This is a genomic window from Sphingomonas abaci (genome assembly GCF_014199625.1).
Lineage (GTDB): Bacteria > Pseudomonadota > Alphaproteobacteria > Sphingomonadales > Sphingomonadaceae > Sphingomonas > Sphingomonas abaci.
On sequence record NZ_JACHNY010000004.1, the window covers coordinates 243,561 to 254,989 of the forward strand.

Genomic DNA, 11,429 nt, shown 5'->3' on the forward strand with positions numbered 1-11,429 from the left:
TCCGCCATGGCCCGTGATGATGGCGATAAAGACCCTTAACGTGGGTTGGAAGCCCCTGGCGGATGGCGGACGCCGGGATCAGTCGTGGAGCGACGGGAAGCTCAGATCGTGCAGGTTGATGGTCAGCTGCGTGGTCAGCGCATGATCCATCTGACCCGGCCGGCCGCCGCGGCCGGGGCGGTATTGGTTGAGATAGCCGATATCCAGCGACGCCTCGCCCCCGATCGGCAGCGTCGCGCCGACGATGTTGCGCATCCGCTCATAGCCGCTGCGTTGTCCCCAGCGGGTGGCGTTGGGCAGATAGAAGCTCTCGTGGCTGGCGAACAGCGCGAGACCGGGCGGCCCCAGCTTGTAATTGTAGCGGATCAGCGGGCGGATGCGGATGCCGACGCCGCCCGCCTGCGTGCTGAACCGCTCGTCGACGCGGAACCGGGTCGCGATCGGGCCGAAGCTGCCGACCAGCTGCTGGCGCAGCCGATCCTCGTTGCCGCCGCTGCTGCCGTTATGCGCGCCGACCTTGCGATAGCCGACGCCCAGCTCCAGCCCGCGCACCAGCTTGCGCGACAGCAACACGCCGAATTCCGACTGGTAGAGCCCGTCCTGGCGTTCGCTGACCCGTGCGATCTGCTCCAGCGTCACCCGCGTCCGCTTGGCCACCGGCACCGCCGTGTTGACCTGGAACCAGATCTGCCCGTCCTGCGTCTGCGCCGCCGCCGGCTGGCAGAACAGGGCCGGGATGCCGAGCAGGGCGGCCGGCAGGGTGCGGGACGGGAACGGGGTCACGGCATGCGCCTCCGATGCGGGAAAGCGCCGCCCTGTCAGCGTTTGCCCGCGACATCAACCACCGGTCGACGCCGCCACACTTGCGCCGCAATTCCGACGCCGCAGCGCCATGATATATTATCCAGTTATGTCAATGTGTTGCACAATTGCGTCAGGATCAATTCAAAATGGCAATCATGTTGTCCCGCAAGCGACAATGGAATTGCCATAACCACGTCCATGCGACTGAAAAGGAAAGGGTATTTCACGCCTTATCATTCGAAGGAACCGCATTGTCCCGTAAGCTGCTCCTCAGCGCGACCGCCCTGGCGGCGGGCATCCTGTCCGCCCCGGCGTTCGCGCAAGATGCCGCCACCGCCCCGCAGGTCCAGGACCAGGCCCCCGACACCGTCACCGATTCCGCCGCGCAGGACCAGGCCCAGCAGGCCGGCAACAGCGAGGCGATCGTCGTCACCGGCTCGCGCATCCGCCGCCCGGATCTCGAATCCGCCTCACCGGTCGCGGTGATCGACGCCCAGCAGATCCAGTCGCAGGGCATCGTCAACACGCAGGACCTGCTCCAGAAGCTGCCGCAGATCGGCATTCCCGGCCTCAGCCGCACCAACAGCAACTTCCTGACCACCGGCAACGGCGTCGCGACGCTCAACCTGCGCAACCTGGGCGATTCGCGCACGCTGGTGCTGGTCAACGGCCGTCGCTTCGTGCCCGGCGTCGCCGGCACCTCGATCGTCGACGTCAACAACATCCCGGCCGATTTCGTCGAGCGGATCGACGTCGTCACCGGCGGCGCATCGTCGATCTACGGGTCGGACGCGATCGCGGGCGTCGTCAATTATGTGCTGCGCACCGACCTGCAGGGCGTCGTCGCCCGCGCGCAGTACGGCATCACCGACAAGGGCGACAATCCCAACTACACCGCCAGCATCACCGCCGGCACCAAGTTCGGCGCGGACGATCGCGGCTCGGTGATCGTCAACGGCACCTATTCGAAGGACTTGGGCCTGCTCTCGCGCAAGCGCGCGATCTCGGCCGAGGATTGCTCGGCGGCCGGCTGCGGCCCGCAGTCCTACAGCTCCTATCCGGCGCAGGGCCGGTTCCAGCTCTTCAACGGGGACACCGCGTCGACCAATGCGGGCGGCTATGCCAGCAACCTGTTCACCTTCAATCCCGACAATTCGGTCGTGACCGGCTTCCCCACCGGCTATGGCTTCAACCGGAACGCGGTGCGTCGCATCTCGACGCCGGTCGAGCGCTACCTGGCGGCGGCGTCGGCGCAATATGAGTTCAGCCCGGCGGCGACGCTGTTCCTGGAGGGCACCTACGCCAAGACCAAGTCCAGCTCGCAGATCGAGGCGCTGGCGCTCGATTCGCAGCTCGACGTGGGCGCTGGCTATGCGATCGACAATCCGTTCATCCCGGCGGCGATCCGCCAGCAGATCATCGCCCGCAACAGCGACGGGATCGCGTCGAACGACGTGACCTCGATCCAGTTCCGCCGCCGCCAGAACGAGGTGTTCAGCCGCAGCAACCGCAACGATCGCGACACCTTCCGCATCGCCGGCGGCCTGCGCGGCGACATCGCGCCCAAGTGGAGCTACGAAGCCTCGGCCGTCTACGGCCAGCTCAAGGAAGTGACGAGCAGCCAGGACATCAACATCCAGCGCTACGCCCAGGCGCTCGACGCGGTGACCGATGCGTCCGGTTCGATCGTCTGCCGCGACGCGGCGGCGCGCGCGGCGGGCTGCGTGCCGATCAACCTGTTCGGCTACGACACCGCCAGCCCGGCCGCCTCGGCCTATGTCCGGTCGGAATTGCCGCGCCAGGTCAACATCAAGAACACGCAGTTCGTGGCGAACGCCAGCGTCAACGGCTCGCTGTTCGCGCTGCCCTATGGCGACCTCCAGGTCGCGTTCGGCGGCGAGTATCGCCGCGAGAAGAGCAGCGAGGACTGGGACGCGCTGACCAATGCCGGTCTCAACTCCGGCAACCAGACCCCCGACACGGTCGGTTCGTTCAACGTCAAGGAAGTGTTCGGCGAAGTCGACGTGCCGCTGCTGAAGGGCCTGCCCTTCGTCGAGTCGCTCAGCCTCCAGGGCGCGGCGCGCTATTCGGACTATTCGACGATCGGCCATGTGTTCAGCTGGAACGCCGGCGGTGAATATTCGCCGATCCGCGGCCTGCGCTTCCGCGGCAACTACGCCGTCGCGAACCGCGCGCCGAACATCGGCGAGCTGTTCTCCTCGGCGTCGGAGACCTTCCCCAGCGTCAACGATCCGTGCGACGGCACCACCGCGACCTCGACCGGCACCTATGCGGCGGCCTGCCGCGCGATCCCGGCGGTGGCGGCGGCGGTCGCCAATGGCGGCACCTTCCAGTACACGCTGGCCGACATCCAGGGCATCAACGGCTTCGACGGCGGCAACCGCAACCTGTCCGAGGAAAAGGGCAAGACCCTGACCTTCGGCGCGGTGATCGCGCCCGATCAGGTGCGCGGGCTCAGCCTGACGGTCGACTATTTCAACATCAAGCTGGACAATGCCATCGGCATCGTGCCCCGCTCGACGTCGATCCAGCAGTGCCTGCTGACCGCCCTGCCGCAGTTCTGCAACAACGTCATCCGCAACCCGAACACCGGCTTCATCCGCACGGTGAACGCGCAGAACGTCAACATCGCCGACACCAAGACCAGCGGCATCGACGTCAACCTGCGCTATGGTCGCGCGCTCGGCCTGATGGACGACGACCGGCTGGACTTCAGCGTCCTGTACACGCACACCATCTCGTACAAGTCGCAGTCCGATCCGTCGGCGCCGGTCACCAGCGGCGTGGGCAATCTGGAGTTTGGCGGCGTGTTCCGCGACAAGGTGAACGCCACCGCCACCTATGCGGCCGGACCGTTCAGCCTGAACTGGACCGTCACCTATCTCAGCCCGATGGTCGACACGGTGCGTGAGGAATTCGCCGAGTTCGCCGCCGATCTCGATCCGGAGATCGCCGCGCACAACGAGATCGGTTCGCGCGTCTATCACGACGTGCAGCTGCGGGCGCGGGCGGGCGAGCACATGGACTGGTTCGTCGGCGTCAACAATCTGTTCGACCGCAAGCCGCCGAAGCTGGAGGACACCGTGTTCTACGGCAACATCACCGGCACGACGACCGCCGCCGACATCTACGATCCGATCGGCCGTCGCTTCTACTTCGGCGCGCAGGTCCGCTTCTAAGCAAGCCTTCGGCAGCGCCTCATCGGGGGGTGGACGGGCAACCGTCCGCCCCCTTTTTTCTTGTGCGCCGGCGGCGCGCTGCGATCGATTGCAGCGAATGCCCGCCAGCGCTACCCCTTGCGCGTAAGCGCTTGTATCAGGGCGCGAGGTCCGGGCGATGATCCGGGCGGATGAGCCGGGAAGCGGAAGACAGGTGGAGCAACGGTTCAGCGAGATCACCCCCAGCCAGGCCGTCTGCCTGCGGCTGGTGGCGCAGGGCATGTCGAGCAAGGAGATCGCGCAGGCGAGCGGACTGAGCTGGCAGACCGTCGACACCTATCTGAAACAGGCGATGGCGAAGCTGGGAGTCTCCAACCGGCGCGAGGCGGCGCGGCTGTTCGTGGCATGGGAAAACGGCGGAAATCCGCCATCCCAGAAATCGGAACCCCCATTGCCGGCGCTTGGCATCCCCCCGGAACCACCGGCACAGACGGGGTCGACCGATGGCGGAACGGCGGCCAGCCCCCGTTTCCTGCCCCCGGTCGGTGGGAGCCTGAACGACCTTCGTTGGGACCAGAAGACGATCAAGGCCCTGCAGGTGGCCGGCCTCGGCGTCGCCGTGGTGATCGCCCTGGCGCTGGCGATGGCGGGATTGCTCCAGACCTTTCGCTGACACTCGCACGGGGCGGCCCGGACCGGCCGCCAGGGGGAACCATCATGCCGACCTTCCAGCCCACTGCCGGCGCCGTCGTCGCCGCCGATACGCAGAAGACCATCGCCGCCCTGGATGGCGCGCTGCTCGATTCGATGCGCATGTGCATGTCCTTCATCGAGGCGACGCAAGGATCGGGCCTGCCCGCCGCGCGCAGCCAGAAGGTGCTCCACTCGCTGTCGACCGGCATCGCCTCGGTGGTCGAGGGGCGCAGCCAGGTCGTCTCCGCGATCCGCCACCTCAACGCGATCAAGCAGGGCAGCAACATCGCGCCGATGAATTTCGGCTGCCCCGAAGGCTGGGAGCAGATGGCGCTCGACGCCGGCCAGCCGGCTCCTCGCGCCGACCGCCCCGTGGCCGCCTGACCCGCCGCCACCCGATCCGCTGCCACCCGGTCCACTGAACGCCGACGGATGATCGTCGCCCTGCTGTTCTGGCTGCTGGCGCTCGCCAGCACCGGCGTCGCCCTGCTCTATGGCGGGCGCGACGGGCGGCGGGCCGCGCTCCTGATCCTGTCGGCGAGCGTGCTGACGATCGTCGCCAGCCGGATCGACCATGGCTGGCAACAGGTGGAGGTGGCCCGACTGGGCGTCGACCTGCTGCTGCTCGCCGGGCTGTACGCGCTGATGCTCGACAGCCGGCGCTGGTGGCCGATCTGGATGACTGGCTTCCACCTGGCGGCGGTGGCCAGTCATCTGGCGGTGGCGATCGCCCCGGCCTTTCTGCCGCGCATGTACCGCGCGATCGAGAGCTTCTGGGCCATCCCGGTCCTGCTCAGCCTGATGCTGGGGGTGGCGTTCGACGTCCGCCGTCACGTCCGCGACTGATCCGGCCCCGCCCCCATAAACATCCCCCCGGCGCTGCCGCCGGGCGTTCGAGAAGATAGAATTCGATGTCCTCAGCCATCATCGACAACCCTGCGGCGGGCGCCGCCCAGACGGACGGGCCAGCGGCCGACATCGATCCGGCCGCGCCGCCGCCGGCGATCGCCGACGCCGCATCCGCCGCGCCGCCGCTTTCGCTGGCGCGCGCGCGCCGCGCCTTCGCCGCGCGCCGTCGCCGGCACAAGGTGTTCGGCGACCGCGCCGACATCTTCGGCGAGCCCGCCTGGGACATGCTGCTCGACCTGTACATCGCCCTGCACGAGGGCAAGCATGTCACGGTCAGCAACGCCTGCGCCTCGTCCGGCGCGGCGACCACCACCGGCCTGCGCTGGGTCGCGACGCTGGCGGAGCGCGGGCTGGTCGAGCGGATCCCCGATCCGAACGACGGCCGCCGCTTCTTCGTGCAACTGACCGCCGACGCCGCGGCGCTGGTCGAAGCTTCGCTGGACTGACCGCGGTCAGGCCGCCAGCTCCTCCGCCGCCACCGCCGGCGGGGCGAGGGCGGCGAGCGACCGACCGACCGCCTCGGCGACCTTGATCCCGTCGACCGCCGCCGACAGGATGCCGCCCGCATAGCCGGCCCCCTCGCCCGCCGGATACAGGCCGACGGTGTTGATGCTCTGGAAGTCGGCGCCGCGCGTGACCCGGATCGGCGAGGAGGTGCGCGTCTCGATCCCGGTCAGCACCGCGTCGGGGTGGTCGTAGCCGGGGATCTGCCGGCCGAACGCGACCAGCGCCTCGCGCATCGCGGTGATGACGAAATCGGGCAGGCATTCGGCCAGGTCGGTCATCTTCACCCCCGGCCGGTAGGAGGGGATGACGCTGCCCAGCCTGGTCGACGGCCGCCCCGCCAGGAAGTCGCCCAGCCGCTGCGCCGGCGCGACATAGCCGCCGCCGCCCGCCGCGAACGCCTTCTCCTCCCAATGGCGTTGCAGCGCGATGCCGGCCAGCGGCCCGCCCGGATAGTCGCGCGCCGGATCGATGCCGACGACGATGCCCGAATTGGCGTTGCGCTCGTTGCGCGAATATTGGCTCATGCCGTTGGTCGCGACGCGCCCCGGCTCGGACGTCGCCGCCACCACGGTGCCGCCCGGACACATGCAGAAGCTGTAGACGGTGCGCTCGTTCCGGCAATGGTGCGACAGCGTATAGGCCGCCGCGCCCAGATCGGGGTGGCCGGCGCAGGGCCCGAACCGCGCCTCGTCGATCCAGCTTTGCGGATGCTCGATGCGCACGCCCATCGAGAAGGGCTTGGCCTCCAGCGCGACGCCGCGATCGTGGAGCATGTGCGCGGTGTCGCGCGCGCTATGCCCCAGCGCCAGCACCACCGGCCCCTCGACCGCCAGCCGTTCGCCGGTCTGGAACACCAGCGCCCGCAAGGTCCGCGTGCCGTCCGCCGCGGTCTCGATCTCCAGATCGTCGACCCGGTGTTCGAAGCGATACTCGCCGCCCAGCGCCTCGACCGTCGCGCGCATCGATTCGACCATCGTCACCAGGCGGAAGGTGCCGATATGCGGGTGCGCCTCGGTCAGGATCTCCTCGGGCGCGCCAGCCTTGACGAATTCGGTCAGCACCTTGCGGCCGAGATGGCGCGGGTCCTTGATCTGGCTCCACAATTTGCCGTCGGAAAAGGTGCCCGCGCCGCCCTCGCCGAACTGGACGTTCGATTCCGGGTGCAATTCGCTCCGCCGCCACAGGCCCCAAGTGTCCTTGGTCCGCTCGCGCACCACCTTGCCGCGCTCGACGATGATCGGGCGGAAGCCCATCTGCGCCAGGATCAGCCCGGCGAACAGCCCGCACGGCCCCGCCCCGACCACGATCGGGCGGGGTCCCTGATGATTCGCCGGGGCCTTGGCGACAAAGCGATAGCCGGTATCGGGCGTCGGATTGACGTGCCGGTCGCGGCGGAAGCGGGCGAGCACCGCCGCCTCGTTCTTCAGCGTCACGTCGACCGAATAGACGAGCTGGATGTCCATCTTGTCGCGCGCGTCATGCGCCCGGCGTGCGACGGTGTAGCGCACCAGGTCGCGCGGCGTGATCCGCAGCCGGTTGCGGATCGCCGCGGGCAACGCCTCCTCGGCATGGTTGAGCGGGAGCTTGAGTTCGGTGATGCGCAACATGCCCGCCTCTTTAGCGCGCTCAGGGGCCAGCGGAAACCGGGGGCTGGCTCTCCGTCATTGCACTCCCCGCCCGCTTGGTCTTTATCCCCGCGCGATACGGCAGGAGACGCGACATGGCACGGACGGCATTCATCACCGGCGCGACGGCGGGGATCGGCGCGGCGGCGGCGCGGGCGTTCGTGGCCGATGGCTGGCGCGTGATCGCGACGGGGCGACGTCGGGAGCGACTCGACGCGCTGGCGGAGGAACTGGGCGCGGACAAGGTGCACACGCTCTGTTTCGACATCACCGACCAGGCGGCGATGGAGGCGGCGCTCGGCGGATTGCCGGCGGAGAACCGGGCGATCGACCTGCTGATCAACAATGCCGGTCTCGCGCTCGGCACGCAGGCCGCGCAACAGGCCGACCTCGCCGCGTGGCACACCATGATCGCCACCAACGTCACCGCGCTCGTCTCGCTGACCCACAAGCTGCTGCCCGGCCTGGTCGAACGGCGGGGCGCGGTCATCAACCTGTCGTCGGTGGCGGCGACCTATCCCTATCCGGGCGGCAACGTCTATGGCGGCACCAAGGCGTTCGTGGAGCAGTTCTCGCTCGGCCTGCGTTCCGACCTGCACGGCACCGGCGTGCGCGTCACCTCGATCGAGCCGGGCATGGTCGAGACCGAGTTCACCACGGTCCGCACCGGCGGCGACCAGGCCGCGTCCGACGCGCTCTATCGCGGCGCCGACCCGATGACGGCGGAGGATATCGCCGCGACGATGCTGTGGGTGGCGACGCTGCCGCCGCACCTCAACATCAACCGGCTGGAGCTGATGCCGGTCAGCCAGAGCTTCGCCGGCTTCCAGGTCGCGCGCAAGGACTGACGGGCCGGCCGGGAGGAGGAAGCGTGGCGAAACGCTATTACCTGACCGCGACGCTGCCCGACGGCTATGTAAAGACGATCGGCCCCACCGCCACCGCCTTCACCCACTATTGGCGGATCGTCGCGACGCTGGCCAACGGCAAGACCGAGGTGTTCTGGGGCCACACCAAGTCGCTGGCGGAGGCGAAGGGCAAGCGCACCGCCCTCGCCGAGGCGGCCCGCCAGCGCGGCTGGACCGACCATGTGTTCGAGATCGTCGAGGTAGAGCGGCGGGCGAGGTGAGGGGAATTAAATATGGTTGTCCGGATCCCAATCTCGGAGGATATCGGATATAGGGAGTCCAAGACTCTTATCGTCGGGCCACTCCACCGTTCTTCCATCAACATTGCGAGCGGACAGTAAATCCGCGTGTGCCATCTTCATTCCAAGCAACAATGCTTGGATTTCATCCACACCGCAGGCCCTTTTTCTTTTAGTACCCTCTGGCCAATCGATTTCGACGTTACAGAAAAAGTAACTGTTATCTTGCTGCGGCTTATAAAAGCGGCATTCCGCCTCGTAACCGTCAACAACGAAAATTCGCCTAGCAAAACTATTTTCGGTCATTTGCGCGCCCAAATTCACAGCGTATTCACGGCAGTGATGTCACCGACAGGCGAAAGGACGTCGGCTCCATTGCCCCTAGCAAGGCGGGGTCGCACTCCAACCTGATCACTCACCGCTCGATATCGGCATACGCCTGCTTGATCGCCCGGTCGAACCGCGCATTCGACCGGCGGACCTGGCGGCGGAGGACCAGCCCCAGCAGGCCGAAGCCGAGGATCATCAGCGCCCAGCCGGCGGGTTCGGGCACGGCGGCGATCGCGGCGGCGATGCCGGTCTTGCGCGGCGGGTGCGCGGCATTGGCGACGGCCAGATCGTCGTGCATCAGCGCATAGGCGAAGGCGTCGCGCTCGGTGACGCCCTCCACCGCGACCCGGCCGTCGACGACGATGCGGATGACGTCCCGGCTACCCGGCGGCTCGCCGGATGCGGGGTCGGTGGCGAAGACAGGCGATTGGCCGGCGCGCACCGGCGCGGTCGACAGGGTCGCGGCCGGGGCGGTGATGGCGACGCACAGCCCCAGCAGCGCCAGCCATGCCATGATCACCGTCTTCACCGCGCGCACGTCCCACGTCCCCAGTCGCCCGCGCACGCTCCCCAGCGCCGCGTCGATCCGCAGCGATGATCTTAACAAGGCGTAAAGTCCACCGCTAATTCCGTCCACCTGCGGGACGATTCCGACGCCTCTTCCGCAAAGTCCCGCCCTTCCAGCGACATGGCCGAAAACGCCGCTTGCCGCATTCGTCCCTCGCCACGGTTGGCACCGGCCGGGCACTCGGCTAGAGCCGTGTGCGGAGCCGGTATCCGGTTCCATCGATCGCGTCGGTGCCCCCCACGGGGCTTGAATGGGAATGCGGTGCGAGGCGGCGACGCCTCCAAGCCGCGGCTGTCCCTGCAACTGTAAGCGGCGAGCGAGCGGCACAGGCCCCTGTCCATCCGGGCATGGGCGGCCACTGGCGGCGGACGGCGACGTCCCCACCGGGAAGGCGTACCGCAAGCGACGACCCGCGAGCCAGGAGACCTGCCGGCGCAATGGTCGCTCTTACCACGGTCCAGGGGATGGCCGCGGTACGGTGTTTCCGTCTGAGCGACGAACTCTTGCGGCCGGGGCCGCATCGGTGCGTGGCACGGGCGACTCCAGCGAGCGCCCGCCCGGCGACGCGCGCCGGCCGCTCAAAGGCCCCGTCCGTGTCGTTGCACAGGGCGCCCGCGCGGAGACACCATGACCGACCTTTCGCGTATTCCCGTCACCATCGTCACCGGCTTCCTGGGCGCGGGCAAGACCACATTGGTCAGCGAGCTGATCCGCCGCTCCGCCGGGCGGCGGCTGGCGGTGGTGGTCAACGAGTTCGGCACGCTGGGCATCGACGGCGAGATCCTGAAGGGCTGCGCCATCCCGGATTGCCCGGCGGAGAATATCGTCGAGCTGGCCAATGGCTGCATCTGCTGCACCGTCGCCGACGACTTCATCCCGACCGTCGAGCAGTTGCTGGCGCTCGACCCCCGCCCCGACCATATCGTCATCGAGACCTCGGGACTGGCGCTGCCCAAGCCGCTGTTGAAGGCCTTCGACTGGCCGGCGATCCGCTCGCGCATCACCGTCGACGGCGTGGTCGCGCTGGCGGATGCGGAGGCGGTGGCGGCGGGCCGCTTCGCCCCCGATCTCGCCCGGCTGGAGGCGCAGCGCGCCGCCGATCCGGAACTCGACCACGACACGCCGCTCGCCGAGCTGTTCGAGGACCAGCTCGCCTGCGCCGACCTGGTGCTGCTGACCAAGGGCGATCTGGCGGGAGCGGAGGGCATCGCCGCCGCGCGCGCGACCATCGCCGCCACCGCGCCGCGCCCGGTGCCGGTGGTCGAGCTGGTCGACGGGCGGATCGACCCGGCGGTGGTGCTGGGGCTGGAGGCGGCGGCGGAGGACGATATCGACGCCCGCCCCTCGCATCATGACGGCGCCGACGATCACGAGCATGACGATTTCGACAGCCTGGTCCACCAGATGGGTGAGATCGACGATCCCGCCGATCTGGTCGCCCGGATCGAAGCGCTGGCGCGCGAGCAGGACATATTGCGCGTGAAGGGCCATGCCGCGGTGCGGGGCAAGCCGATGCGGCTGCTGGTCCAGGCGGTCGGCGCGCGCGTCCGCACCCAGTATGACCGGCCGTGGCGGCCCGGCGAGCCGCGCGTCACCCGGCTGGTGGTGATCGCCGAGCATGACCGGATCGACCCCGCCGCGATCGGAGCCGCGCTGGCGGGCTGAGC

General features: G+C 68.5%; 11 protein-coding genes, 1 pseudogene and 1 riboswitch. Of the genes and pseudogenes, 8 read left to right on the forward strand and 4 right to left on the reverse strand.

Annotated elements, in window-relative coordinates:
• Positions 1 to 78: 78 nt before the first annotated feature.
• Positions 79 to 783, reverse strand: a complete 705-nt coding sequence (locus GGQ96_RS11315) for a DUF2490 domain-containing protein (protein ID WP_184114657.1) — start codon at positions 781 to 783, stop codon at positions 79 to 81.
• Positions 784 to 1,055: 272 nt separating this feature from the next.
• Between GGQ96_RS11315 and GGQ96_RS11320 the strand changes: the two genes are divergently transcribed.
• The 5 genes from GGQ96_RS11320 to GGQ96_RS11340 all read left to right on the forward strand — a co-directional run bounded on the left by GGQ96_RS11320 (position 1,056) and on the right by GGQ96_RS11340 (position 6,031).
• Positions 1,056 to 4,004: a TonB-dependent receptor domain-containing protein gene (locus GGQ96_RS11320; RefSeq protein WP_184114659.1), complete on the forward strand. Its 2,949-nt coding sequence runs from the start codon at positions 1,056 to 1,058 to the stop codon at positions 4,002 to 4,004.
• Between the two features lie 193 nt (positions 4,005 to 4,197).
• Complete coding sequence (locus GGQ96_RS11325) at positions 4,198 to 4,656, forward strand: LuxR C-terminal-related transcriptional regulator (RefSeq protein ID WP_184114661.1); 459 nt, start codon at positions 4,198 to 4,200, stop codon at positions 4,654 to 4,656.
• Positions 4,657 to 4,700: 44 nt separating this feature from the next.
• Positions 4,701 to 5,060 carry a hypothetical protein gene (locus tag GGQ96_RS11330; protein WP_184114663.1) on the forward strand — a complete coding sequence of 120 codons (360 nt, stop codon included), beginning with the start codon at positions 4,701 to 4,703 and terminating at the stop codon, positions 5,058 to 5,060.
• Positions 5,061 to 5,108: 48 nt separating this feature from the next.
• Positions 5,109 to 5,522 (forward strand): hypothetical protein, encoded by a 414-nt coding sequence (locus tag GGQ96_RS11335; RefSeq protein WP_184114665.1) that lies wholly within the window; start codon positions 5,109 to 5,111, stop codon positions 5,520 to 5,522.
• Positions 5,523 to 5,587: 65 nt separating this feature from the next.
• Positions 5,588 to 6,031, forward strand: a complete 444-nt coding sequence (locus GGQ96_RS11340; RefSeq protein ID WP_184114667.1) for a winged helix DNA-binding protein — start codon at positions 5,588 to 5,590, stop codon at positions 6,029 to 6,031.
• Between the two features lie 6 nt (positions 6,032 to 6,037).
• Here GGQ96_RS11340 and GGQ96_RS11345 read toward each other — a convergent pair whose 3' ends face one another.
• Complete coding sequence (locus tag GGQ96_RS11345; protein ID WP_184114669.1) at positions 6,038 to 7,699, reverse strand: NAD(P)/FAD-dependent oxidoreductase; 1,662 nt, start codon at positions 7,697 to 7,699, stop codon at positions 6,038 to 6,040.
• Between the two features lie 113 nt (positions 7,700 to 7,812).
• Between GGQ96_RS11345 and GGQ96_RS11350 the strand changes: the two genes are divergently transcribed.
• Both GGQ96_RS11350 and GGQ96_RS11355 read left to right on the forward strand, forming a co-directional pair.
• A complete protein-coding gene (locus GGQ96_RS11350) occupies positions 7,813 to 8,565 on the forward strand; it encodes an SDR family NAD(P)-dependent oxidoreductase (RefSeq protein ID WP_184114671.1) in 753 nt (250 codons plus the stop codon).
• A 23-nt stretch (positions 8,566 to 8,588) separates the two neighbouring features.
• A complete protein-coding gene (locus GGQ96_RS11355) occupies positions 8,589 to 8,846 on the forward strand; it encodes a hypothetical protein (protein WP_184114673.1) in 258 nt (85 codons plus the stop codon).
• A 6-nt stretch (positions 8,847 to 8,852) separates the two neighbouring features.
• Here the strand turns inward: GGQ96_RS11355 and GGQ96_RS11360 are convergent, their stop codons facing one another.
• Both GGQ96_RS11360 and GGQ96_RS21845 read right to left on the reverse strand, forming a co-directional pair.
• Positions 8,853 to 9,170, reverse strand: a complete 318-nt coding sequence (locus tag GGQ96_RS11360) for a DUF6968 family protein (RefSeq protein WP_184114675.1) — start codon at positions 9,168 to 9,170, stop codon at positions 8,853 to 8,855.
• 109 nt (positions 9,171 to 9,279) lie between these two features.
• Positions 9,280 to 9,426: pseudogene (locus GGQ96_RS21845) on the reverse strand (PEPxxWA-CTERM sorting domain-containing protein); the annotation flags it as partial.
• A gap of 547 nt (positions 9,427 to 9,973) precedes the next feature.
• Positions 9,974 to 10,210, forward strand: a riboswitch (cobalamin riboswitch).
• Positions 10,211 to 10,389: 179 nt separating this feature from the next.
• Here GGQ96_RS21845 and cobW point away from each other — a divergent pair.
• Positions 10,390 to 11,427 (forward strand): cobalamin biosynthesis protein CobW, encoded by a 1,038-nt coding sequence (gene cobW, locus GGQ96_RS11370; RefSeq protein WP_184114677.1) that lies wholly within the window; start codon positions 10,390 to 10,392, stop codon positions 11,425 to 11,427.
• The last annotated feature ends 2 nt before the right edge of the window (positions 11,428 to 11,429 follow it).

Coding starts and splice junctions, on each gene's coding strand:
- GGQ96_RS11335 (WP_184114665.1), top strand. CDS start 5,109: ATGATCGTCGCCCTGCTGTTCTGGCTGCTGGCGCTCGCCAGCACCGGC.
- GGQ96_RS11345 (WP_184114669.1), bottom strand. CDS start 7,699: ATGTTGCGCATCACCGAACTCAAGCTCCCGCTCAACCATGCCGAGGAG.
- GGQ96_RS11330 (WP_184114663.1), top strand. CDS start 4,701: ATGCCGACCTTCCAGCCCACTGCCGGCGCCGTCGTCGCCGCCGATACG.
- GGQ96_RS11350 (WP_184114671.1), top strand. CDS start 7,813: ATGGCACGGACGGCATTCATCACCGGCGCGACGGCGGGGATCGGCGCG.
- GGQ96_RS11360 (WP_184114675.1), bottom strand. CDS start 9,170: ATGACCGAAAATAGTTTTGCTAGGCGAATTTTCGTTGTTGACGGTTAC.
- GGQ96_RS11340 (WP_184114667.1), top strand. CDS start 5,588: ATGTCCTCAGCCATCATCGACAACCCTGCGGCGGGCGCCGCCCAGACG.
- cobW (WP_184114677.1), top strand. CDS start 10,390: ATGACCGACCTTTCGCGTATTCCCGTCACCATCGTCACCGGCTTCCTG.